Raw genomic sequence first — 22551 nt, forward strand, 5'->3', positions numbered from 1 at the left:
CACCCTCATGGCATCCACCGCAGACATCAAGAACGGCGTCGTCCTGAACATCGACGGTCAGCTCTGGAGCGTCGTGGAGTTCCAGCACGTCAAGCCCGGCAAGGGCGGCGCGTTCGTGCGCACCAAGCTGAAGAACGTGCTCACCGGCAAGGTCGTCGACCGCACGTTCAACGCGGGCGCCAAGGTCGAGATCGAGAACGTCGACCGCCGCGACTTCCAGTACCTCTACAACGACGGCGACAGCTTCGTGTTCATGGACGTCGCCGACTACGACCAGATCAACGTGGCCGCCGCGACGGTCGGTGACGCGGCGAACTTCCTGCTCGAGAACCAGCAGGTGCAGATCGCGCTCAACAACGGCAACCCGCTCTACATCGAGCTGCCCGCGTCCGTCGTGCTCGAGATCACCTACACCGAGCCGGGCCTGCAGGGCGACCGCTCGTCGGCCGGCACCAAGCCCGCCACCGTCGAGACCGGCTACGAGATCCAGGTGCCGCTGTTCCTCGAGACCGGCACGAAGGTCAAGGTCGACACCCGCACGGGTGACTACCTCGGCCGCGTCAGCTGACGCGTGAGCGCCCGTTCGAAGGCGCGCAAGCGCGCGCTCGACATCCTGTTCCAGGCGGATGTGCGCGGTGAGGACCTTCCCGCCGTGCTCGCCGCGGAGGCCAAGCGCGCGGCGAGCGAGCCCGCCCGCGAGGGTTCCTGGCTGTACGCCCGCGACATCGTCGACGGGGTGATCGACAACGCCGACCAGATCGACGAGCTCATCATCACCCACGCCCGCGATTGGAAGCTCGACCGCATGCCCGCCGTCGACCGCGCGCTGCTGCGCATCGCCACGTGGGAGATCGTGTTCAACAGCGAGGTGCCCAGCGCCGTCGCGATCGACGAGGCGGTCGAGCTCGCGAAGGAGTACTCGACCGACGGCTCGGGCTCGTTCGTGCACGGCGTGCTCGCCCGCATCTCGCGCGCCGTCTGAGCGCCCACGCCGCGCGTTTTCCCGGCCGCGGCACCCCGGCGCGCCGCACCCGCGTGCCTAGACTCGACTGCGGAAGGGAGAGCGCATGCGCATCACGGGCCTCGGCCACGCCGGCATGTTCATCGAGACCACGGGCGGCAGCATCCTCTGCGACCCGGTCATCGGCCCCTCGTTCTTCGGATCGTGGTTCCCGTTCCCCGACAACCGCGGGCTCGACTGGGAGCGGTTCGGCAACGCCGACTTCCTCTACGTCTCGCACCGGCACCGTGACCACTTCGACCCACAGCTGCTGCAGCGCTACGTGCCCCGAGACATCCGGGTGCTCCTGCCCGAGTACCCGACCGACGACCTCGAGGTCGACCTTCGCGCCCTCGGATACGAGAACATCGTCTACACGCAGGCGGGCGTTCCCCTCGTGTACGACAACGGCCTGACCATCATGGTGACCCCGCTGCGCGCCCCGAGCGACGGCCCGATCGGCGATTCGTCACTGAGCGTCGACGACGGCACCGCGAGCATGCTCAACCAGAACGACGCCCACCCGCTCGATCTCGAGAAGCTGCTCGCGTTCTCCCGCCCCGACGCCTACTTCACCCAGGTGAGCGGCGCGATCTGGTGGCCGATGGTCTACGACCTGCCCCAGGACGCCAAGCAGAACTTCGCGAGGCTCAAGCGCGACGCCCAGAACAAGCGGGCGATGTACTACATCGACAAGGTCGCCGCCGAGCACGTCTTCCCGATGGCCGGCCCGCCGATGTTCCTGCGCGAGGAGCTGTTCCGCTACAACGGCTACGGCCTCGAGGACGACTCGATCTTCACCGATCAGCAGCAATTCCTCGACCACATGGCCGAGGTCTCTCCCGCCCAGAAGGGCTACCGGTTCGTGCCCGGCACCCAGGTCGACCTCGCGGGCGGCGAGATCCAGGTGACGCAGACCCTGTACACCGAGGCGGAGATCGAGCGCATCTTCTCCGACAAGTGGACCTATCTCGCCGAGCAGCGCGACGCCCGTCAGGACGAGGTGCGCGCCGAGGAGGCGCAGCGCGCCGCCGTGCTGCCGCCCGCGGAGATGCTCGCTGCGCTCCAGGAGTGGTGGGAGCCGCTGCTGCGCCGCGCACGCACCATCCGCAACGGCGTCGGCGGCAACGTGCGGTTCCGCATCGGCGACCTCGACATGGTCGTCGACTTCCCCAAGGCGAAGGTGCGCGAGTACGCGGGGGAGGAGTGCGTGTACTGGTACACGATCCCCGCCGACCTCGTCTCGACGAACATCGCCGACCACGAGATCGACTGGTCGAACTCGATCTTCCTGTCGATGCAGTTCGAAGTCGGACGCGCCGGCAAGTTCAACGAGTTCCTCACCACCTTCCTCAAGTGCCTCTCGCGCGACCGCATCGAGTACGTCGAGAACTGGTACGCCGAGCAGTCCGACCAGACCGAGGACACCGAGCTCGACGACTGGGTCGTGCAGCGCCGCTGCCCGCACCTGCGCGCAGACCTCACCAAGACCGGCAAGATCGAGGACGGCGTGCTGACCTGCTCCCTGCACGATTGGAAGTGGGATCTCGCCTCCGGCCGCTGCCTCACCTCGCAGGGCCACCCGATCCGCGCCCGCCGCGCCGACGAGACGGCGAGCCCCGAAGCCGCCGCAGCGTCGGTCTGAGCGTCCGAGTGAGCACGGCCCGCGGCATCCGTCGCCTCGACCCCCTGCACGTCGTCGACGTCTTCGTCTACGTCACCGTGCTGAACCTCACGGCCCAGTGGGTGCCGCAGGTGATCACCGAGTCGTTCACGACGTCGCTGTTCACCGCCATCGTGCTCAAGCTCGTGCTCGAGGCCGTGCTGTGGCTGAAGAAGGCCGTGCTCACGCGACTGAAGTCGGCCTCGACCTGGCCTCGCCGCGTCGTCAGCATCGTCGTGCTGGTGCTGCTGCTGCCCGGCAGCAAGCTCGTCGTGCTCGAGCTCATCCACCTGATCTTCGGCGATGCCGTGGCCCTCGGGGGGTTCTTCCTCGTGACCGCGCTCATCATCGTGCTCATGCTCGCGCGCCGCGGCGTGCGGTGGCTGCTCGCGCCGCGGGGCGGGTCGGCGCCGATCACCGACTGAGCGCCGATCACCGGCTAGGCTGGACACACCGAAGCAACCTTTAACACCGTCCCGTGAGGCGGAGAAGGGAGCGGCTGATGAGCGAGCGCACCGTTCTGCAGGGCGCGGACATCACCAGGGCTCTGACGCGCATCTCCCACGAGATCCTCGAGACCCAGCGCGGTGCCGACGACCTGGTCGTCCTCGGCATCCCGACGCGCGGCGTCGCCCTCGCCCAGCGCATCGCGACGAACCTGGCTGTCATCTCGGGCACCCCGGTGCCGGTGGGCGCCCTCGACGTCACGATGTACCGCGACGACCTCGCGCAGCATCCCACCCGCGCGCCGCAGCGCACCGACATCCCCGCCACCGGCATCGACGGCAAGACGGTCGTGCTGGTGGACGACGTGCTGTTCTCGGGCCGCAGCATCCGCGCCGCCCTCGACGCCCTGCAGGACATCGGCCGCCCCGCCGCCGTGCGCCTCGCGATCCTCGTCGACCGCGGCCACCGCGAGCTGCCGATCCGCCCCGACTTCGTCGGCAAGAACCTGCCGACCTCCCGCGACGAGCGCGTCAACGTGCGACTCGTCGAGCACGACGGCGAGGACGCCGTCACGATCGAGGGGGAGTGACCGGGATGCGCCACCTGCTCGACACGCAGCACCTCTCCCGTGAGGACGCGCTGACGATCCTCGACATCGCCGAGGACATGGCCGACACGCAGCATCGCGAGGTCAAGAAGCTGCCGACCCTGCGCGGCAAGACCGTCGTGAACCTGTTCTTCGAGGACTCGACGCGCACGCGCATCTCGTTCGAGGCCGCCGCGAAGCGCCTGTCGGCCGACGTCATCAACTTCTCCGCGAAGGGGTCGAGCGTCTCGAAGGGCGAGTCGCTCCAGGACACCGCGCAGACCCTCCAGGCGATGGGTGCCGACGCGGTGGTCATCCGCCACGGCGCGTCCGGCGCCCCGCGCACCCTCGCGACGAGCGGGTGGATCACCGCGGGGGTCGTCAACGCGGGCGACGGCACGCACGAGCATCCGACCCAGGCGCTGCTCGACGCGTTCACGATCCGCAAGCGCCGGTTCGGCGACGACAGCCGCGGGCGCGACCTCGCCGGGGTGAAGGTCACGATCGTCGGCGATGTGCTGCACTCCCGCGTCGCGCGGTCGAACGTCTGGCTGCTCACGGCCCTCGGCGCCGAGGTCACCCTCGTCTCGCCGCCGACGCTCGTACCGCAGGATGTCTCGGCCTGGCCCGCGACCATCTCCTACGACCTCGACTCGGCGATTGCCGCCGGGCCCGACGCGCTCATGATGCTGCGCATCCAGCTCGAGCGCATGAGCGCCGCGTATTTCCCGACTGAACGGGAGTATTCCCGCCGCTGGGGACTCGACGCGACGCGGCTCGCGGCGCTTCCTGCCGATAGCATTGTGATGCACCCCGGCCCCATGAATCGCGGCCTCGAGATCTCGGCGGATGCCGCCGACTCGCCCCGGTCGACTGTGCTCGACCAGGTTCGCGCGGGCGTGTCGGTGCGCATGGCGGTGCTCTACCTGCTCCTGAGCGGGCAGGCCGACCACGACGACGAGCAGAAGAAGGAGGACGAGCGATGACCGGCCTTCATCTGATCCGCGGCGCACGACTCGCCGACGGCACGACCACCGACATCCTCATCGAAGACGGCCGGATCGCGGAGCTCGGCATATCGCTGTCGCGCGCCGGTGCCGCGGTGATCGACGCCGACGGACTGCTCGCTCTGCCGGGACTCGTCGACCTGCACACCCACCTGCGCGAGCCCGGCTACGAGGCGTCGGAGACGGTGCTCACCGGTTCCCGCGCGGCCGCCGCCGGCGGGTACAGCGCCGTCTTCGCGATGCCGAACACCTCGCCCGTCGCCGACACGGCGGGCGTCGTCGAGCAGGAGCTCGCTCTCGGCGAGCAGGCGGGCTACGTCACGGTGCAACCGATCGGCGCCGTCACCGTCGGCCAGAAGGGCGAACGGCTCGCCGAGCTCGGCGCCATGGCCGACTCGCGCGCCCGGGTGCGCGTGTTCAGCGACGACGGCTCCTGCGTCTGGGACCCGCTCATCATGCGACGCGCGCTCGAGTACGTGAAGGCGTTCGACGGCGTCATCGCCCAGCACGCCCAGGACCCCCGGCTGACCGCGGGCGCCCAGATGAACGAGGGTGCCGTCTCGGCGGAGCTGGGACTGGCCGGATGGCCGGCGGTCGCCGAGGAGTCGATCATCGCCCGCGACGTGCTGCTGGCCGAGCACGTCGGCTCCCGCCTGCACGTCTGCCACCTCTCGACGGCCGGCTCGGTCGACATCATCCGCTGGGCGAAGCGGCGCGGTGTGAACGTCACCGCCGAGGTGACTCCGCACCACCTGCTGCTGACCGACGAGCTGGTGCGCGGCTACGACGCGCGCTACAAGGTGAACCCGCCGCTGCGCACCGCAGACGACGTGCGGGCGGTGCGCGAGGGGCTCGCCGACGGCACGATCGACATCGTCGCGACCGACCACGCGCCCCACCCCGCCGAGGCGAAGGCCTGCGAGTGGCAGGCGGCCGCGAACGGCATGGTCGGCCTCGAGTCCGCCCTGCGCGTCGTGCAGCAGTCGATGGTCGACACCGGGCTCCTCGACTGGGCCGATGTCGCGCGGGTCATGAGCGAGACACCGGCCCGCATCGGCCGCCTCGCCGGGCACGGCCGCCCGATCGCCGTGGGGGAGCCCGCCCACCTCGCGCTCTACGACGCGGCCGTCACCGCGACCTTCGGCCGGGACGACCTGCGCGGGCGCAGCCGCAACTCGCCCTACCTCGACCGGGAGCTCCCGGGCCGCGTGGTCTGGACCTTCCACGCCGGCATCCCGACCGTCGCCCACGGCGACCTCGTCGACCTGACGAAGGAGTCCGCATGACCCAGCAAGGCGCCCTCCTTCTCATGATCGGCCTCGCCCTCGTGCTCATCGGCCTGATGGCGTGGGGCTGGTGGCGACGAACCCGTCGGGACTCCGGCATCGCGGTACCGCTGGCCGACCCCGCCGCCGAGATCGACGAGCGCGCGCGCTTCGACGTCTTCTACGTCGCTACGACCGTGCACGAGCGTCCCCTCGAGCGCCTCGCCGCCCGTGGCCTCGCCTACCGGGCGCCGGCGACGCTCGTCGTCACCGACCGCGCGCTGCTGCTCGCGATCGCGGGGGAGCCGACCGTCGAGCTCACCGCGTCGCGCGTCGTCGACGTCGCCCAGGCGACGGTGGCGATCGACCGCGTCGTCGAGCGTGCGGGCCTCGCCCGCATCACCTGGACGCTCGACGACGGCGCCCCGGTCGACACCTACCTGCGTGCCCGCGACGCCTCCGCCAAGGTGCTCGCCGACGCGGTGCGCCCCCTACTGACCTCATCCCCCTCGACCCCCGCAGGAAGCGACGCATGACCAGGTTCCACACCGAACCCGCCGTTCTCGTCCTCGAAGACGGCACCCGCCACACCGGACGCGCCTACGGCGCGCGCGGCACCACCATCGGAGAGGTGGTCTTCACGACCGGCATGACCGGCTACCAGGAGACCCTCACCGACCCGTCCTACGCCGGCCAGATCGTGCTGCAGACGGCCCCACACATCGGCAACACCGGCATGAACGGCGAGGACCCCGAGTCGCGCCGCATCTGGGTCGAGGGCTACATCGTGCGGGACCCGTCGCGCGTCGTCTCGAACTGGCGTGCCGACGAGTCCCTCGACGCGGCGCTCGAGCGCGACGGCATCGTGGGCATCAGCGGCATCGACACCCGCGCGGTGACCCGCCACATCCGCTCGGCCGGGTCGATGCGCGGTGCGATCTTCTCGGGCGAGGCGGCCGGGCTCGGCGACGACGAGCAGCTGCGCATCGTGCGCGAGGCGCCGCAGATGGCGGGGCGCAACCTGTCGGCCGAGGTGTCGGTCGCGAGCGTCGAGGTGACGCCGGCGACGACCGAGCGCATCGGCAGCCTCGCTGTGCTCGACCTCGGCGTCAAGCAGGCGACGATCGACAACCTCGCCGCGCGCGGCTTCGACGTGCACGTCTTCCCGCAGTCGGCCACGCTCGAGGAGATCCGCGCGATCGAGCCGGTCGCGGCGTTCTACTCGAACGGCCCCGGCGACCCCGCGGCATCCGATGCCCACGTGGCGCTGCTGCGCGGGCTGCTCGATGACGGACTGCCGTTCTTCGGCATCTGCTTCGGCAACCAGCTGCTCGGCCGCGCTCTCGGGCTCGGCACCTACAAGCTGCCCTTCGGCCACCGCGGCATCAACCAGCCGGTGCTCGACAAGACCACCGGCAAAGTGGAGATCACCGCGCAGAACCACGGCTTCGCCGTCGACGCGCCGATCGACGCGGTCATCGACAGCCCGAACGGCTACGGCCGCGTCGAGGTGAGCCACGTCGGTCTCAACGACAACGTGGTGGAGGGCCTGCGCGCGCTCGACATCCCCGCCTTCAGCGTGCAGTACCACCCGGAGGCGGCGGCCGGCCCCCACGACGCCAACTACCTCTTCGACCGATTCCGCGACCTCGTGATCGCGCAGCAGACCCAGAAGGGCGCCGCCTGATGCCCAAGCGCGACGACATCCGCTCCGTCCTCGTCATCGGCTCCGGCCCGATCGTCATCGGCCAGGCGTGCGAGTTCGACTACTCGGGCACGCAGGCCTGCCGCGTGCTCCGCGAGGAGGGCGTGCGCGTCATCCTCGTGAACTCGAACCCGGCCACGATCATGACCGACCCCGACTTCGCCGACGCGACCTACATCGAGCCGATCACCCCTGCGGTCATCGAGTCGATCATCCGCAAGGAGAACCCCGACGCGATCCTGCCGACCCTCGGCGGGCAGACCGCGCTCAACGCGGCCATGGCGCTGCACGAGCGCGGCATCCTCGAGAAGTACGACGTCGAGCTCATCGGCGCCAAGGTCGACGCGATCAAGCGCGGCGAGGACCGCCAGATCTTCAAGGAGCTCGTACTCGAGGCGGGGGCGGATGTCGCGGCATCCGTCATCTGCCACTCGATGGACGACCTGCTCGCCGGCGCCGAGAAGCTCGGCTACCCGCTGGTCGTGCGCCCCTCGTTCACGATGGGCGGCCTCGGCTCGGGCTTCGCGTACGACGAGGCCGATCTGCGGCGTATCGGCGGCGCGGGCCTGCACGACTCGCCCACGCACGAGGTGCTGCTCGAGGAGTCCATCCTCGGGTGGAAGGAGTACGAGCTCGAGCTCATGCGCGACGGCAACGACAACACCGTCGTCGTCTGCTCGATCGAGAACGTCGACCCGGTCGGCGTGCACACCGGCGACTCGATCACCGTCGCACCGGCGCTCACCCTCACCGACCGCGAGTACCAGAAGCTGCGCGACATCGGCATCGACATCATCCGCGCCGTCGGCGTCGACACCGGCGGCTGCAACATCCAGTTCGCGGTGAACCCTGACGACGGCCGCATCATCGTCATCGAGATGAACCCGCGCGTGTCGCGCTCGTCGGCGCTCGCGTCGAAGGCCACCGGCTTCCCGATCGCGAAGATCGCCGCGAAGCTCGCCATCGGCTACCGCCTCGACGAGATCCCGAACGACATCACGAAGGTGACGCCGGCGAGCTTCGAGCCGACGCTCGACTACGTCGTCGTCAAGGTGCCGCGCTTCAACTTCGAGAAGTTCCCCGCCGCCGACACGACGCTCACGACCACCATGAAGTCGGTCGGCGAGGCGATGGCGATCGGGCGCAACTACGCGACCGCGCTGCAGAAGGCGCTGCGCTCGCTCGAGAAGCGCGGCTCCAGCTTCCACTGGGGCACCGAGACCCGCTCGGTCGACGAGCTGCTCGAGATCGCCCAGACCCCGACCGACGGACGCATCGTCGTCGTGCAGCAGGCTCTGCGGAAGGGCGCGACCCTCGAGCAGGCCTTCGAGGCGACGAAGATCGACCCCTGGTTCCTCGACCAGATCGTGCTCATCAACGAGGTCGCCCAGTTCGTGGCCGACGCCGCCGAGCTGGATGCCTCGACCCTCCGCATCGCGAAGGAGCACGGATTCAGCGACGCCCAGGTGGCCGAGCTCCGCGGCATCGCCGAGGCGGAGGTGCGCGGCATCCGTCACGCCCTGAACGTGCGTCCCGTCTACAAGACCGTCGACACGTGCGCGGGGGAGTTCCCGGCGCTCACGCCCTACCATTACTCGAGCTACGACGCCGAGACCGAGGTGACGCCGTCGGATCGCACCAAGGTCGTCATCATCGGCTCCGGCCCGAACCGCATCGGACAGGGCGTGGAGTTCGACTACTCGTGCGTGCACGCGTCGTTCGCCCTCGCCGACGCCGGCTACGAGACCGTCATGGTCAACTGCAACCCCGAAACGGTCTCCACCGACTACGACACGAGCGACCGGCTCTACTTCGAGCCGCTGACCCTCGAGGACGTGCTCGAGGTGTTGCACGCCGAGAGCCGGTCGGGGGAGATCCTCGGTGTGATCTGCCAGCTGGGCGGTCAGACGCCGCTCGGGCTCGCGAAGGGCATCGAGGAGGCTGGCTACCGCATCCTCGGCACGAGCCCCGAGGCCATCGATCTCGCCGAGGAGCGCGAGCTGTTCTCGCGCCTGCTCGACGAGGCCGAGCTCGTCGCCCCGCGTCACGGCACGGCGATCGACGTCGACGGCGCGATCGCGGTCGCAGAGGACATCGGCTACCCGGTGCTGGTGCGCCCGAGCTTCGTGCTCGGCGGCCGCGGCATGGAGATCGTCTACGACACGGCGAGCCTGCGCGACTACTTCGACCGCATCGCCGACCAGGCGATCATCGGCGCCGGCCGTCCGCTGCTCGTCGACCGCTTCCTCGACGACGCGATCGAGCTCGACGTCGATGCGCTCTTCGACGGCGAAGAGCTGTACATCGGCGGCGTGATGGAGCACCTCGAGGAGGCCGGCATCCACTCCGGCGACTCGTCGTGCACGCTGCCGCCCGTCTCGCTTGGCCGCACCGAGATCGACCGCGTGCGCGAGGCGACCCTCGCGATCGCGCGCGGCGTCGGCGTGAGGGGCCTGCTGAACGTGCAGTTCGCGATCAGCGCGGGCGTGCTCTACGTGATCGAGGCCAACCCGCGCGCGAGCCGTACGGTGCCCTTCGTGTCGAAGGCCCTGGGCATCCCGCTCGCGAAGGCGGCGGCGCGCATCATGGCGGGTGCGTCCATCGCCGATCTGAAGTCCGAGGGCCTGCTGCCCGCCCAGGACGGCTCCCGAGTGCCGCTCGACGCCCCCGTCGCCGTCAAGGAGGCGGTGCTGCCGTTCAAGCGCTTCCGCACCCGCGACGGCCAGACCGTCGACTCGGTGCTCGGTCCCGAGATGCGCTCCACCGGCGAGGTCATGGGCATCGACCGCGACTTCCCGACGGCGTTCGCGAAGAGCCAGGATGCCGCGTACGGCGGCATGCCGCTCGAGGGCACCGTCTTCATCTCGGTCGCCGACGCCGACAAGCGCGCCGTGATCCTCCCGGCGCACCGCCTGCAGGAGCTCGGCTTCGCGCTCGTCGCGACGGAGGGCACCGCCGAGATCCTGGCGCGCAACGGCATCCGGGTGGAGGTCGTCGAGAAGTACTCCGCCACCCAGGAATCCGGTGAGCAGAACATCGTCGACCTCATCAACGACGGACGCATCGACATGATCGTCAACACCCCCTCGGGCGGTCTCGCCCGTGCCGACGGCTACGAGATCCGCGCCGCGGCCGTCGCGGCCGACAAGGCGCTGTTCACCACGATGGCGGTGCTGGGCGCGGCGGTCAGCGCCATGCCGGCACTGCGCGAGGGCTTCGCGGTGAAGAGCCTGCAGGAGTACGCGGCCGATCGGGCGGGACGCCTGTGACGACATTCGGTCAGCGCCTCTGGCAGGCCCTCGACACGCACGGGCCGCTCTGTGTGGGCATCGACCCGCACGAGAGCCTGCTGCAGTCGTGGGGTCTGCCGGTCTCGGCCGACGGCGTGCGCGAGTTCGGCCTGAGGGCGGTGGATGCCGCGGCCGGCCGTGTCGGCGTCGTGAAGCCGCAGGTCGCATTCTTCGAACGTTTCGGCTCGCGCGGCTTCGCGGCACTCGAGGACGTGCTCGCGGCGGCGCGGGCGGCGGAGCTGATCGTGATCGCCGATGCGAAGCGCGGCGACATCGGCTCGACGATGGACGGCTACGCGGCCGCCTGGCTCCAGCCGGGGTCGCCGCTCGAGGCGGACGCGGTGACGCTGAGCCCCTATCTCGGGCCGGACTCGCTGCAGCAGACACTCACCTTCGCGCTGCGGCACGGCAAGGGCGCGTTCGTGCTCGCGGCGACGAGCAACCCCGAGGCGGAGCCGGTGCAGACGGCGGTCACCGCCAATGCGGCCGCCGAGGAGGGGGAGCGGGTCGCCGCCCGCGTCGCCCGCGACGCCGGCTGGCACAACGTGGGGCTTCCGGGCGCGCTCGGCTCGATCGGCGTCGTGATCGGCGCGACCGTGACTCGTTCACGCTTCGGACTGAGCGACATCCTGCTCGCCGGCACGCCGATCCTCGCTCCGGGCTTCGGGGCGCAGGGCGCCGACCCGGCCGAGCTCGGCCGCCTGTTCGGCTACGTGTCGTCGCAGGTGATCGCGAACGAGAGCCGCAGCGTGCTCGCCGTCGGCCCCGACCGGCTGGCCGAGCGCATCGCCGAGCGGGCGGCGCTCTACGGGGCGCGCTCGTGACCGAGCATCGCACCCCGCCGGAGGTCGACCGGGTCGCGGCATCCCAGCGCGCCGTCGAGGTGCGCCGCGCCCGGGCGAGCCTGAAGCGCGACCTGTCGTTCCGGGTCGTGACCGGCCAGGAGGTGCTGCGCCGCGCGATCGCCGACCCGCAGTCGCCGTCGGGCACCCTGCGCATCACCGACTTCCTCACCGCGCTGCCGGCGATCGGCGAGGGCAAGCGCGACCGGGTGCTGGAGGAGCTCGCCATCTCACCCGTGAAGCGGCTCGGCGGCCTCGGCGCGCGTCAGCGCGAGGTGCTCGCAGGCTGGCTCGACGACCGGTTCCCCGAGCCCCGGCCCCGCCGCGGACGCAGCCGCCTCATCGTGCTCGCCGGGCCCACCGCGGTCGGCAAGGGCACGGTCGCGACGTACATCAAGGAGCACTTCCCCGAGATCCTGCTGTCGGTGTCGGCGACGACCCGGCCGCCGCGCCCGGGTGAGGTCGAGGGCGAGCACTACTTCTTCACGGGCGAGCTCAGCTTCGACCGGCTGATCGAGTCGGGGCAGTTGCTGGAGTGGGCGACGGTGCACAACAAGTACCGTTACGGCACCCCGCGCGGCCCCATCGAGGAGGCCCTCGCCGCCGGCCGCACCGTGCTGCTCGAGATCGACCTGCAGGGTGCTCGCCAGGTGCGTCAGGCGGCGCCCGATGCGACCCTCGTGTTCCTGCTGCCGCCGAGCTGGGACGAACTGGTGCAGCGTCTCGTCGGCCGCGGCACCGAGGACGCGGAGGAGCGGGAGCGCCGCCTGCGCACGGCGAAGGTGGAGCTCGCCTCCCAGAACGAGTTCGACTACCGCGTGGTGAACCAGGATGTCGCCGCCGCCGCGCGCGAGGTCGTAGAATTGGCGAAGGCTTCCGCGCCCGCTTCCTAGCGCGCCGTCTTCCGCCGTCATCCCCGAACCAGGAGGTTTCGCCATGGCAGGGACCAATCAGGGCATCATCGACCCGCCCATCGACAGCCTTCTCGAGAAGGTCGAGTCCAAGTACCAGCTCGTGATCTACGCGTCGAAGCGCGCCCGTCAGATCAACGACTACTACTCGGACCTGCAGGAGGGCAACCTCTTCGACAACGTGGGCCCGCTCGTCGACTCGACCATCGAGGACAAGCCGCTCACGATCGCGATGCACGAGATCCACGAGGACAAGCTGCGACTGCGTCCCGCCGAGTAACACCCGCCTTCTGCACCGCGGCCCCGTGACATGATGTCCGGGGCCGCGCGCATGATGGCGTTCCCATCTTCTCCAGGAGCTTCGATGAGCCAGCTGCGACTGTTCACCTCCGAGTCCGTCACCGAGGGGCATCCCGACAAGATCTGCGACCAGATCTCGGACAGCATCCTCGACGCCCTCCTCACCGTCGACCGCGACGCGCGTGTCGCCGTCGAGACCCTCGTGACCACGGGGCTCGTGCACGTGGCGGGCGAGGTGCGCACGTCGGGCTGGGTCGACATCCCCGGCATCGTGCGCGGAGTCGTGAACCGCATCGGCTACACCTCGAGCGACACCGGCTTCGACGGCGACTCCTGCGGGGTGAGCGTGTCGATCGGCGAGCAGTCGAGCGACATCGCGCACGGTGTGGATGCCGCGCTCGAGCACCGCGAGTCCGGCTCGAACGACCCGATCGAGCTGCTCGGCGCAGGCGACCAGGGCATCATGTTCGGCTACGCCACGAACGAGACGCCGCAGTACATGCCGACCGCCATCTGGACGGCGCATCGCATCGCCGAGCGTCTCGCCGAGGCGCGTCGCTCGGGTGCGCTGCCGTTCCTGCGGCCCGACGGCAAGACGCAGGTGACACTCGGCTACGAGGGCGCCGTGCCGCGCACGGTCGAGACCGTCGTGCTCTCGACCCAGCACCAGCCCGACATCTCGCAGAAGGCGCTGCGCGCCGCGGTGCAGGCGGAGGTCATCGACCCGGTGCTCGAGCTGACGGGTCTGGCGACGACCGACGTGCAGTACTTCATCAACCCGGCCGGGCCTTTCGTCACCGGTGGCCCGAAGGGCGACGCGGGTCTGACGGGCCGCAAGATCATCATCGACACCTACGGGGGAGCGGCGCGGCACGGCGGCGGCGCCTTCAGCGGCAAGGACCCGTCGAAGGTCGACCGCTCGGCCGCCTACGCGCTGCGCTGGGTCGCCAAGAACGCGGTCGCCGCGGGTCTCGCCGACCGTCTCGAGGTGCAGGTCGCCTACGCGATCGGCAAGGCCAACCCGGTGGGCCTCTACGTCGAGTCGTTCGGCACGGGGCACGTTGCCGACGAGCACATCGTCGCGGCGATCCGCGAGGTGTTCGATCTGCGTCCGGCGGCGATCATCGAGCAGCTCGATCTGCTGCGCCCGATCTACGCGCAGACGGCGGCATACGGCCACTTCGGCCGCGAGCTGCCCGACTTCACCTGGGAGCGCACCGACCGCGTCGACGAGCTCCGCGCCGCTGCCGGACTCTGACCGCGACGCCGTGACGAGCGATGAGCCGCAGCGGCTGACGGTCGCGCGCGTCCTCGTCGACTCTCCGCTGCCGCAGCTCGACCGCCTGTTCGACTACGCGGTGCCCGCGGAGCATATGGATGCCGCGACCCCCGGCGTGCGTGTGAAGGTGCCGCTGCGTACCGCGGGTCGCGTGGTCGACGGGTTCATCGTCGAGATCGCCGAGGCGGTCGCGCCCGAGCGTCCGCTGTCGGAGCTCGAATCGGTCGTGTCGTCGGTCGCCGTGCTGCCGGCATCGCTCTACGCGCTCGCCCGTCGCGCGGCCGACCGGGCCGCCGGGTCGGCGTCCGACATCCTGCGTCTCGTGGTGCCCAAGCGCATGGTGCGGGCGGAGAAGGCGTGGCTCGCCCGTCCCGCGCCCGAGGTCCCGCACGTCGACGCCGAGCGACTGCGGACGGCCCGCGGCATCCTGGCCGACTATCCGACGCTCGAGGGCGCACTCGCGCAGGGCGCGCGGCTCGCCGTCGACGCCCCGCCCCGACCCTCGCGCCTCGGCGACGGCACCGACGTGGGCGCCTGGGCCGTGCTGCTCGCCGCCGCGGCGACCGTCACCCTCGCCGAGGGTCGCAGCGCGGTGCTGGTCGTGCCCGACTATCGCGACCAGGAGCAGCTGCTGGCAGCCCTCGCCGACCTCGCCCCGGCCGACGCCGTGGTGCGCGACGATGCGCGCGAGAGCGGGCCGGAGCGGTACGCCGCCTACCTCCGCATCCTCGCCGAGGCCCCGTGCATCGTGGTGGGCAAGCGCTCGGCCGCCTACGCTCCCGCGGCGCGCACGGGGCTCGTGGCGCTCTGGGACGACGGCGATCCACTGCTCGCCGAACCCCTGAGCCCCGGGGTGCACGCGCGCGACGCCGCCCTAGTGCGCCAGGAGCTCGAGGGCCACACGCTGCTGTTCGCAGGTCACACCCGCACGACCGACGTCGAGCGGCTGGTGCAGCTCGGCTGGGTCACCGACGTGCCCGCGCGGCGCCGCGTGTCGCCGAAGGTCGTGCTGAGCGCACCCGACGACGCCGCATCGCGCGCCCGCATCCCGTCGTCCGCGTTCGCGGCGATGCGCGAGGGGCTGCGTCAAGGACCGGTGCTCGTGCAGGTCGCGCGCCCCGGCTATGCGCCGGTCGTCCTGTGCGCCGAGTGCCGGCGCCCCGCGCGCTGCCTGCACTGCGGCGGCCCCCTGCGGGCCGACGCCCCGCGCGGCGTGCCCGAGTGCGGCTGGTGCGGCCGTCGCGCGCACGGCTGGGCGTGCCCGCACTGCGCGGGCAGCACCTTCCGCTTCGCATCGGCGGGGACGGAGCGCACCGCCGACGAGCTCGGCCGCGCGTTCGCGGGCATGCGGGTGATCGTGGCCGACGGCGCCCACCCCCGTGAACGCGTCGACGACGCACCCGCCCTCGTGATCGCGACGCGCGGCGCCGAGCCGATCGCCGCGGGCGGATACCGTGCGGTCGTGCTCCTCGACGGCGAGCGGATGCTGCTCGCCGAAGATCTGCGCATCGGCGAGGCGTGCCTGCGCTGGTGGGCGAACGCGGCGGCCCTCGCGCACCCGGGCGCGCCGGTGCATCTCGTCGGAGTGACCGGGCCCGCCGCACGGGCGCTCGCCACCTGGACGCCGGCGGCCTACGCCCGCGCAGAGCTCGCCGAACGCGCACCGCTGCGCATGCCGCCGACCGTGCGCATCGTGCGTATCGAGGGCACGCCCGAACGGGTGCAGCAGGCGGTGCAGGATGCCGCGGCCCACGCACCCCTTCCCGCCGACGCCCTGCTCGGACCCGTCGCGCTCGACGACGGGCGCGTGCGGGCGCTGCTGCGCGTCGACTACGCCGCCGGCGCCGACACTATGCGGTCGCTGCGCGCGAGCGTCGTGGCCGCGGCGATCTCCGGGCGACGCCCGCCGAAGGGGCGACCACCGGTGCCGCGCAATACACTGAACGTCCGGGCCGACCTTCTCGACGTCGACCTGTGACCCGCTCGACGACCCGGGGTCGCGATGCCCGCGGTCGTCCATGAACAGGGAGCCCATGCGTCTGATCTTCGCCGGTACGCCGGCGGCCGCGGTGCCGTCTCTGCGTGCCCTTGCGGCCTCCTCGCACACGATCGCGACGGTCGTCACGCGCCCGGATGCCCCGATCGGCCGCAAGCGCGTGCTCACCCCGTCGCCGGTCGCGGCGACCGCCGACGAGCTGCAGCTGCCGACGCTCAAGACCCGTCGCCTCGACCCCGAGGCATCCGCTCATCTCGAGGCCCTCGACGCCGATCTCGGCGTGATCGTCGCGTACGGCGGGCTCGTGCGCGAGCCGCTGCTGAGCGCCCCGCGCCTCGGCTGGATCAACCTGCACTTCTCGCTGCTCCCGCGCTGGCGGGGCGCCGCCCCGGTGCAGCACGCGCTGATCGCGGGCGACGCCGAGACCGGATCGAGCGTGTTCCGTCTCGTCGCGGAGCTCGACGCCGGTGACGTCTACAGCGAGGTGCGCTACCGCGTCCCGCCGCTCGCGACGGCCGCCGACGTGCTGCGCGAGCTGTCGATCATCGGCGCGGAGCAGATCGTCGGCGTGGTCGACGCCCTCGCGGCCGGAACGGCCGTCGCGACGCCCCAGGCGGGCACGCCGACCCTCGCGCCGAAGCTCGACGCCGCCGACGGACGGCTCGACGTGACACAGCCCGCCGACGTCGTGCTCGGGCGGTTCCGCGGAGTCACCCCGGAGCCGGGCGCCCACCTCATCGTCGACGGTCAGCGCCTGAAGGTGCTCGCCGCCCACCGCGCCGAGTCCACCGCCCGCCCTGCCCCGGGTCAGCTCGCCCTGCAGGGCCGCGAGGTGGTGGTCGGCACGGCCGACGACGCGATCGCGCTCGAGCGGGTGCAGCCGGCGGGCAAGGCGGCGATGGTCGCCGGCGACTGGTGGCGCGGCCTGCGGGTCGACGAGCTGCGGGTCGAGAAATGACCGCCCCCGCTCGCCGTGTCGCGTTCGAGGTCATCCGGGCCGTGCACGCCGACGACGCGTACGCGAACCTGCTGCTGCCCGCCGCCATCACCCGCGCCGGGCTGAGCAGCGCCGATGCGGCGCTCGCGACCGAGCTCACCTACGGCACCCTGCGCCGCGAAGGCACCTATGACGCGGTCATCTCGCTCGCCGCGGGCCGCGACATCGCGCTGATCGATCCGCCCGTGCTCGACGCGCTGCGGCTCGGCGCACACCAGATCCTCGCGACGCGCATCGCGTCGCATGCCGCCGTGCACGACACCGTCGATCTGGTGCGGCGCGAGATCGGCCCCGCCGTGACCGGCTTCGCGAACGCGGTGCTGCGCCGGATCTCCCGCGACAACCCCGGCGACTGGTTCTCCCGCATCGCCGACGAGGCGCGCTCCGACGACGAGCGCCTCGCGCTGCGGTTCTCGCACCCGGTCTGGGTGATCCGCGCCTTCCGTCGCGCCCTCGCCGCCGAGGGCCGCGCCGACGAGCTCGAGGCGCTGCTGACCGCCGACAACGCGGCACCGGGCGTCACGATGGCGGCGCTCCCGGGGCTCGTCGATCCTGACGCGGACAGCGCCCGCACCCCGTACTCGCCCGTCGGCTTCCGACTCGCCGGCGGTGACCCGGAGCCCGTCATCACCGCGGCGGGCGGCCGGGTGCGCGTACAGGACGAGGGATCCCAGCTCGTCGCCCTGGCGCTCAGCCGCCACGCCCCCGTGCGCGCGGGGGAGCGGTGGCTCGACCTGTGCGCGGGGCCGGGCGGCAAGACCGCACTGCTCGCGGCCGAGGCCCTCGCGCACGGAGCCGTCCTCGATGCGAACGAGCCGGTTCCGGCCCGCGCGGGACTGGTGCGCCGTTCGGTGGCCGCCGTGCCGCTCCCGGTCGACGTCTCCGAGCTCGACGGGCGCGAGCGGGCGGCGAGCGCCGCGGGTGCGTACGACCGCATCCTCGTCGACGCGCCGTGCACGGGTCTCGGCGCGCTGCGCCGGCGTCCCGAGGCGCGGTGGCGCAAGCAGTCATCGGATGTCGCGGACCTCACCCCGCTGCAGCGGGAGCTGCTGTCCTCGGCCGTGGGCGCGCTGGCCCCGGGCGGCGTGGTCGCGTACGTCACCTGCTCTCCGCATCTCGCCGAGACGCAGGGCGTCGTGGCCGACGTGCGCCGCGAGTGGGGCGACGCCCTCGAGCCGGTCGACGCCCGCGAGGTGCTGCAGCGGGTCGCCCGGCGCCCGCTCGATCTCCCCGAGCCGGCGTCCGACGACGGACACGCCCAGCTCTGGCCCCACCGCCACGGCACCGACGGGATGTTCCTCGCGCTGCTCCGACGTCGCTGACGTCCTGGGTGGCGAGGTCCGGCCCGGGATAATGGGGGAGTGAGCGACATCCGCATCAATCCCTCCATCCTCTCCGCCGACTTCGTGAACATGCAGGCGGACCTCGACCGCATCGCGACCGCAGACTTCGTGCACGTCGACGTCATGGACAACCACTTCGTGCCGAACCTCACCTTCGGACCGCAGATGGTGCAGCGCATCCAGGAGACGAGCCCGGTGCCGCTCGATGTGCACCTGATGATCGACGACGCCGACCGCTGGGCCCCCGGTTACGCCGAGCTCGGCGCGGCATCCGTCACCTTCCATCTCGAGGCCGCGACCGATCCGATCGCCCTGGCCCGCACCCTGCGCGGCATCGGCGCGCGCGCCGGCGTCGCCATCAAGCCCGGAACCCCCGCCGAGGGCCTGTACGACGTGCTCGACGAGTTCGACCAGATCCTGGTGATGACCGTCGAGCCGGGCTTCGGCGGGCAGTCGTTCATGACCTCCACGATGCCGAAGCTGTCGGCGCTGGCCGCCGAGGCGCGTCGCCGAGGATCGTCGGTGTGGCTGCAGGTCGACGGCGGCATCGGCGAGTCGACGATCGCCCAGGCCGCCGAGGCGGGCGCCGACACCTTCGTCGCCGGCTCCGCGGTGTTCGGCGCCGACGACCCGGCGCGCGCGATCGAGGCGCTGCGCAGCGGCGCCGCCCGTCACACCCACGCGCACTGAGGTGAGCCTGGGCCCGAGGGGGCCGCGCGGTTCGCTACCCTTGCAGGGTGAAGTCGTTCGACGAGCTGTTCGCTGAGCTCACCGTCAAAGCCCAGGAGCGTCCCGCCGGTTCCGGCACGGTCGCCGAGCTCGATGCGGGTGTGCACGCGATCGGCAAGAAAATCGTCGAAGAGGCCGCCGAGGTGTGGATGGCCGCGGAGTTCCAGTCCGACGCCGAGGCGGCGGAGGAGATCTCCCAGCTGCTCTATCACCTCCAGGTGCTGATGCTCGCGAAGGGTCTGACCCTGCAGGACGTCTACCGACATCTGTGACCCACGCCGGCCCCGCCGGCACGAGGCATCCGCTCATCACACGACCGCAGAGAAGACCATGCTCAGAATCGCCGTGCCCAACAAGGGCTCGCTCGCCGAGACCGCAGCCGAGATGCTGCAGGAGGCCGGGTACACCGGCCGACGCGATCCCAAAGACCTCTACGTGCTCGACGCCGCCAACGACGTCGAGTTCTTCTACCTCCGCCCCCGCGACATCGCGACCTACGTCGGCTCGGGCGCGCTCGATGTCGGCATCACCGGCCGCGACCTGCTGCTGGACGCCCGCATGCCCGGTGCACGCGAGATCGAGACGCTCGGCTTCGCCGATTCGACGTTCCGGTTCGCGGGCCCTCCCGGCCGCTTCCGCGAGCTGAGCGACCTGCACGGGCTGCGCGTCGCCACGGCCTACCCCGGCCTCGTCGACGGCTACCTCGACGAGCAGGGCGTCGCCGTCGACCTCGTCCCCCTCGATGGCGCGGTCGAGTCGGCCGTGCAGCTCGGTGTGGCCGATGCGGTCGCCGACGTCGTGTCGACGGGCACCACGCTGCGCCAGGCGGGCCTCGAGATCTTCGGTCCCGTGCTGCTGCAGTCCGAGGCCGTGCTCATCAGCGGCAGCACCGAGCCCGACGGTCTCGACACCCTGCTGCGACGCCTGCGCGGCGTGCTCGTGGCGCGCCAGTACGTGATGGTCGACTACGACCTGCCGCTGGTGCTGCTCGACCAGGCCGTCGCCGTCGCCCCCGGCATCGAGTCGCCGACCGTGTCGCCGCTGCGCGACCCCGAGTGGGTCGCCGTGCGGGTGATGAGCCCCCGCAAGGGCGTCAACCGCGTCATGGACGACCTCTACGCGCTCGGCGCCCGCGCCATCCTCGTCACCGAGATCGCCGCCGCGAGGCTCTGATGAGCGTCGTCACGCGGGTGATCCCGTGCCTGGATGTCGCGGCCGGCCGCGTCGTGAAGGGCGTGAACTTCGAGAACCTCCGCGACATGGGCGACCCGGTCGAGCTCGCCCGGCTCTACTTCGCGCAGGGGGCCGACGAGATCACCTTCCTCGACGTCACCGCGACCGTCGACGAGCGGGCGACCACCTACGAGGTCGTGCAGCGCACGGCCGAGGAGGTCTTCATCCCGTTGACCGTGGGCGGCGGCGTGCGGGCGACCGAAGACGTGGCGCGCCTGCTCGCCTGCGGCGCCGACAAAGTGGGCGTCAACTCAGCCGCCATCGCACGCCCCGAGCTGCTCGGCGAGATCGCCGATCGCTTCGGCGCTCAGGTGCTCGTGCTCTCCCTCGACGTGAAGCGCTCGGCGGCGACGCCCAGCGGATTCGTCGTCACCACCCACGGCGGACGCACCGAGACATCCCTCGACGCCCTCGCCTGGGCGCAGGAGGCCATCGAGCGCGGCGCCGGCGAGCTGCTGGTGAACTCCATCGACGCCGACGGCACGAAGGACGGCTTCGACCTCGAGCTCGTCGCCCTCATGCGCGAGATCTCGAGTGTGCCCGTCATCGCCTCGGGCGGCGCCGGCCGTGCGGCCGACTTCGCCCCCGCTGTGCGCGCGGGCGCCGATGCGGTGCTGGCGGCGAGCGTGTTCCACTCGGGCCAGCTGACGGTGAGCGATGTGAAATCCGCCCTCGTCGCCGACGGAGTGGAGGTACGCCGATGACGGGCTCGCTCGACGAGCGCATCGCCGCCGTCGCGTTCAACGCCGACGGTCTCGCCCCTGCGATCGTGCAGCAGTGGGACACCCACGAGGTGCTCATGCTGGGGTGGATGGATGCCGAGGCGCTCCGTCGCACGTTGACCACCGGTCGCGTCACCTACTGGTCGCGGTCCCGCCAGGAGTACTGGCGTAAGGGTGACACGTCGGGCCACATCCAGCTCGTGAAGTCGGCACACCTCGACTGCGACGGCGACGCACTGCTGATCGAGGTCGACCAGGTGGGGCCCGCGTGCCACACGGGCCTGCGCAGCTGCTTCGACACCGCCGACCTCGACGCGGTCGACGGCGTGGTGGGGGAGGAGCGCCCGTGATCGCCCGTGCGCGTCTGATCGCCGTGCTCGCCGCGCTCGTCGCCGGGGCGATCGGCATCATCTCCTCCACGCAGACGTGGGTCGACGTCATCCTCACGGCCGGCTCCGCTCCCGACATCGCGGTCGCCGGAAACGATGCCGTGCCGGTGCTCGCGCCGCTCAGCCTCGCCGCGCTCGCACTCGGCCTCGCGCTGTCGATCGTCGGGCGCATCCTGCGGTATGTCTTCGGCGCCCTCGCCCTCGCGGGCGCCGTGTGGCTGTTCATCCTGACGCTGCAGGTCGTGACGGGTCCGCCGGTGGCCGCGGTCGCCGCGCCCATCACCAAGGCCACCGGCATCGCGGGCTCGTCGGCGATCGCCGCGCTCATCGACCATGCCGTGGTCTCGGGCTGGGCGTGGGGCGCGCTGTTCGGCTGGGTGCTGCTCGCCGTCAGCGGCGCGTTCACCCTCGCCACCGCCCACCGGTGGCGCACGGGTGGTCGGCGGTACGAGACATCCACCGCGGCCGTCGCGGCCACCGGGCCACTCGACGCGGTCGACTCGTGGGACTCCCTCTCCCGCGGCGACGACCCGACCGACGCGGGCCGCGCCGCACCGGAGGACGAAGACGAGACCACTAGACTGGACGGGCGTTCGCACGCTCCCGAAGGAGGATCATGACCGACTCGATTGGCGACCCTGGCCACGGACACTCGCCCGCCGCATGGACGGCCGTCGTGATCATGCTGGTCGCGCTGTCGATCGGCACGGTCGCGTTCTACCTCGAGGTGGTCTGGCTCGTCTGGGCCTCCGTGGTGCTCGTCGTCGTGGGCGCTCTCGTCGGTCTCGTGCTGTCGCGCCTCGGTTGGGGCGCCAACGGGCCGAAGTACGTCCCCAAGCAGCATTGA

24 protein-coding genes are annotated in these 22551 nt (G+C 71.5%); all 24 read left to right on the forward strand.

What is annotated here, in order from left to right:
* The first annotated feature begins 7 nt into the window (after positions 1–7).
* The 24 genes from efp to FFS51_RS08270 all read left to right on the forward strand — a co-directional run bounded on the left by efp (position 8) and on the right by FFS51_RS08270 (position 22551).
* Entirely contained in the window at positions 8–568 is a 561-nt protein-coding gene (gene efp, locus FFS51_RS08155) for an elongation factor P (protein WP_045248088.1), read from the forward strand.
* 3 nt (positions 569–571) lie between these two features.
* Complete coding sequence (gene nusB / locus FFS51_RS08160) at positions 572–982, forward strand: transcription antitermination factor NusB (RefSeq protein ID WP_056208977.1); 411 nt, start codon at positions 572–574, stop codon at positions 980–982.
* An 85-nt stretch (positions 983–1067) separates the two neighbouring features.
* Positions 1068–2645, forward strand: coding sequence for a Rieske 2Fe-2S domain-containing protein (locus tag FFS51_RS08165; protein ID WP_137878046.1), 1578 nt, complete (start codon positions 1068–1070; stop codon positions 2643–2645).
* Between the two features lie 8 nt (positions 2646–2653).
* Positions 2654–3088, forward strand: a complete 435-nt coding sequence (locus FFS51_RS08170; RefSeq protein ID WP_249352689.1) for a hypothetical protein — start codon at positions 2654–2656, stop codon at positions 3086–3088.
* A 77-nt stretch (positions 3089–3165) separates the two neighbouring features.
* Positions 3166–3699 carry a bifunctional pyr operon transcriptional regulator/uracil phosphoribosyltransferase PyrR gene (gene pyrR / locus FFS51_RS08175; RefSeq protein ID WP_137878047.1) on the forward strand — a complete coding sequence of 178 codons (534 nt, stop codon included), beginning with the start codon at positions 3166–3168 and terminating at the stop codon, positions 3697–3699.
* A 5-nt stretch (positions 3700–3704) separates the two neighbouring features.
* On the forward strand, positions 3705–4682 hold the full coding sequence (locus FFS51_RS08180) for an aspartate carbamoyltransferase catalytic subunit (protein WP_137878105.1): 978 nt from the start codon (positions 3705–3707) through the stop codon (positions 4680–4682).
* The gene (locus FFS51_RS08185) at positions 4679–5989 is read left to right on the forward strand and encodes a dihydroorotase (RefSeq protein ID WP_045248092.1); all 1311 of its coding nucleotides are present in this window, start codon (positions 4679–4681) and stop codon (positions 5987–5989) included. The genes FFS51_RS08180 and FFS51_RS08185 overlap by 4 nt, the downstream gene beginning before the upstream one ends.
* Positions 5986–6504 carry a PH-like domain-containing protein gene (locus FFS51_RS08190; RefSeq protein WP_137878048.1) on the forward strand — a complete coding sequence of 173 codons (519 nt, stop codon included), beginning with the start codon at positions 5986–5988 and terminating at the stop codon, positions 6502–6504. Before FFS51_RS08185 ends, FFS51_RS08190 begins: the two co-directional genes overlap by 4 nt.
* Positions 6501–7655 (forward strand): glutamine-hydrolyzing carbamoyl-phosphate synthase small subunit, encoded by a 1155-nt coding sequence (carA, locus tag FFS51_RS08195; RefSeq protein WP_137878049.1) that lies wholly within the window; start codon positions 6501–6503, stop codon positions 7653–7655. The genes FFS51_RS08190 and carA overlap by 4 nt, the downstream gene beginning before the upstream one ends.
* Positions 7655–10942 (forward strand): carbamoyl-phosphate synthase large subunit, encoded by a 3288-nt coding sequence (carB, locus tag FFS51_RS08200; RefSeq protein WP_137878050.1) that lies wholly within the window; start codon positions 7655–7657, stop codon positions 10940–10942. Before carA ends, carB begins: the two co-directional genes overlap by 1 nt.
* Positions 10939–11787: an orotidine-5'-phosphate decarboxylase gene (gene pyrF, locus FFS51_RS08205; RefSeq protein ID WP_137878051.1), complete on the forward strand. Its 849-nt coding sequence runs from the start codon at positions 10939–10941 to the stop codon at positions 11785–11787. Before carB ends, pyrF begins: the two co-directional genes overlap by 4 nt.
* On the forward strand, positions 11784–12698 hold the full coding sequence (gmk, locus tag FFS51_RS08210; RefSeq protein ID WP_137878052.1) for a guanylate kinase: 915 nt from the start codon (positions 11784–11786) through the stop codon (positions 12696–12698). The genes pyrF and gmk overlap by 4 nt, the downstream gene beginning before the upstream one ends.
* A gap of 43 nt (positions 12699–12741) precedes the next feature.
* A complete protein-coding gene (gene rpoZ / locus FFS51_RS08215; protein ID WP_137878053.1) occupies positions 12742–12996 on the forward strand; it encodes a DNA-directed RNA polymerase subunit omega in 255 nt (84 codons plus the stop codon).
* An 84-nt stretch (positions 12997–13080) separates the two neighbouring features.
* A complete protein-coding gene (gene metK / locus FFS51_RS08220; RefSeq protein ID WP_137878054.1) occupies positions 13081–14274 on the forward strand; it encodes a methionine adenosyltransferase in 1194 nt (397 codons plus the stop codon).
* Positions 14275–14284: 10 nt separating this feature from the next.
* Entirely contained in the window at positions 14285–16273 is a 1989-nt protein-coding gene (locus tag FFS51_RS08225; protein WP_249352690.1) for a primosomal protein N' family DNA-binding protein, read from the forward strand.
* Positions 16274–16328: 55 nt separating this feature from the next.
* Positions 16329–17249 carry a methionyl-tRNA formyltransferase gene (gene fmt / locus FFS51_RS08230; protein ID WP_137878055.1) on the forward strand — a complete coding sequence of 307 codons (921 nt, stop codon included), beginning with the start codon at positions 16329–16331 and terminating at the stop codon, positions 17247–17249.
* Positions 17246–18610: an RsmB/NOP family class I SAM-dependent RNA methyltransferase gene (locus tag FFS51_RS08235; protein ID WP_137878056.1), complete on the forward strand. Its 1365-nt coding sequence runs from the start codon at positions 17246–17248 to the stop codon at positions 18608–18610. The genes fmt and FFS51_RS08235 overlap by 4 nt, the downstream gene beginning before the upstream one ends.
* Before the next feature lie 39 nt (positions 18611–18649).
* Positions 18650–19321 carry a ribulose-phosphate 3-epimerase gene (gene rpe, locus FFS51_RS08240; protein WP_137878057.1) on the forward strand — a complete coding sequence of 224 codons (672 nt, stop codon included), beginning with the start codon at positions 18650–18652 and terminating at the stop codon, positions 19319–19321.
* Between the two features lie 47 nt (positions 19322–19368).
* Entirely contained in the window at positions 19369–19632 is a 264-nt protein-coding gene (locus tag FFS51_RS08245) for a phosphoribosyl-ATP diphosphatase (RefSeq protein WP_045248103.1), read from the forward strand.
* Between the two features lie 58 nt (positions 19633–19690).
* Entirely contained in the window at positions 19691–20533 is an 843-nt protein-coding gene (gene hisG / locus FFS51_RS08250) for an ATP phosphoribosyltransferase (protein ID WP_045248104.1), read from the forward strand.
* Positions 20533–21297 carry an imidazole glycerol phosphate synthase subunit HisF gene (gene hisF / locus FFS51_RS08255; RefSeq protein WP_137878058.1) on the forward strand — a complete coding sequence of 255 codons (765 nt, stop codon included), beginning with the start codon at positions 20533–20535 and terminating at the stop codon, positions 21295–21297. Before hisG ends, hisF begins: the two co-directional genes overlap by 1 nt.
* Positions 21294–21665: a phosphoribosyl-AMP cyclohydrolase gene (gene hisI / locus FFS51_RS08260; protein WP_045248106.1), complete on the forward strand. Its 372-nt coding sequence runs from the start codon at positions 21294–21296 to the stop codon at positions 21663–21665. The genes hisF and hisI overlap by 4 nt, the downstream gene beginning before the upstream one ends.
* Complete coding sequence (locus tag FFS51_RS08265; RefSeq protein ID WP_137878059.1) at positions 21662–22324, forward strand: Trp biosynthesis-associated membrane protein; 663 nt, start codon at positions 21662–21664, stop codon at positions 22322–22324. The genes hisI and FFS51_RS08265 overlap by 4 nt, the downstream gene beginning before the upstream one ends.
* A complete protein-coding gene (locus tag FFS51_RS08270) occupies positions 22321–22551 on the forward strand; it encodes a DUF6704 family protein (RefSeq protein WP_045248107.1) in 231 nt (76 codons plus the stop codon). The genes FFS51_RS08265 and FFS51_RS08270 overlap by 4 nt, the downstream gene beginning before the upstream one ends.

The sequence above is a fragment of the Microbacterium sp. 4NA327F11 genome (genome assembly GCF_005503465.1).
GTDB lineage: Bacteria > Actinomycetota > Actinomycetes > Actinomycetales > Microbacteriaceae > Microbacterium > Microbacterium ginsengisoli.

Bases quoted from the DNA above. Each gene is read 5' to 3' on its own strand.
- efp (WP_045248088.1), top strand. From the start codon at position 8: ATGGCATCCACCGCAGACATCAAGAACGGCGTCGTCCTGAACATCGAC.
- FFS51_RS08165 (WP_137878046.1), top strand. From the start codon at position 1,068: ATGCGCATCACGGGCCTCGGCCACGCCGGCATGTTCATCGAGACCACG.
- pyrR (WP_137878047.1), top strand. From the start codon at position 3,166: ATGAGCGAGCGCACCGTTCTGCAGGGCGCGGACATCACCAGGGCTCTG.
- FFS51_RS08180 (WP_137878105.1), top strand. From the start codon at position 3,705: ATGCGCCACCTGCTCGACACGCAGCACCTCTCCCGTGAGGACGCGCTG.
- FFS51_RS08185 (WP_045248092.1), top strand. From the start codon at position 4,679: ATGACCGGCCTTCATCTGATCCGCGGCGCACGACTCGCCGACGGCACG.
- FFS51_RS08190 (WP_137878048.1), top strand. From the start codon at position 5,986: ATGACCCAGCAAGGCGCCCTCCTTCTCATGATCGGCCTCGCCCTCGTG.
- carA (WP_137878049.1), top strand. From the start codon at position 6,501: ATGACCAGGTTCCACACCGAACCCGCCGTTCTCGTCCTCGAAGACGGC.
- carB (WP_137878050.1), top strand. From the start codon at position 7,655: ATGCCCAAGCGCGACGACATCCGCTCCGTCCTCGTCATCGGCTCCGGC.
- rpoZ (WP_137878053.1), top strand. From the start codon at position 12,742: ATGGCAGGGACCAATCAGGGCATCATCGACCCGCCCATCGACAGCCTT.
- metK (WP_137878054.1), top strand. From the start codon at position 13,081: ATGAGCCAGCTGCGACTGTTCACCTCCGAGTCCGTCACCGAGGGGCAT.
- fmt (WP_137878055.1), top strand. From the start codon at position 16,329: ATGCGTCTGATCTTCGCCGGTACGCCGGCGGCCGCGGTGCCGTCTCTG.
- FFS51_RS08235 (WP_137878056.1), top strand. From the start codon at position 17,246: ATGACCGCCCCCGCTCGCCGTGTCGCGTTCGAGGTCATCCGGGCCGTG.
- hisG (WP_045248104.1), top strand. From the start codon at position 19,691: ATGCTCAGAATCGCCGTGCCCAACAAGGGCTCGCTCGCCGAGACCGCA.
- hisF (WP_137878058.1), top strand. From the start codon at position 20,533: ATGAGCGTCGTCACGCGGGTGATCCCGTGCCTGGATGTCGCGGCCGGC.
- hisI (WP_045248106.1), top strand. From the start codon at position 21,294: ATGACGGGCTCGCTCGACGAGCGCATCGCCGCCGTCGCGTTCAACGCC.
- FFS51_RS08270 (WP_045248107.1), top strand. From the start codon at position 22,321: ATGACCGACTCGATTGGCGACCCTGGCCACGGACACTCGCCCGCCGCA.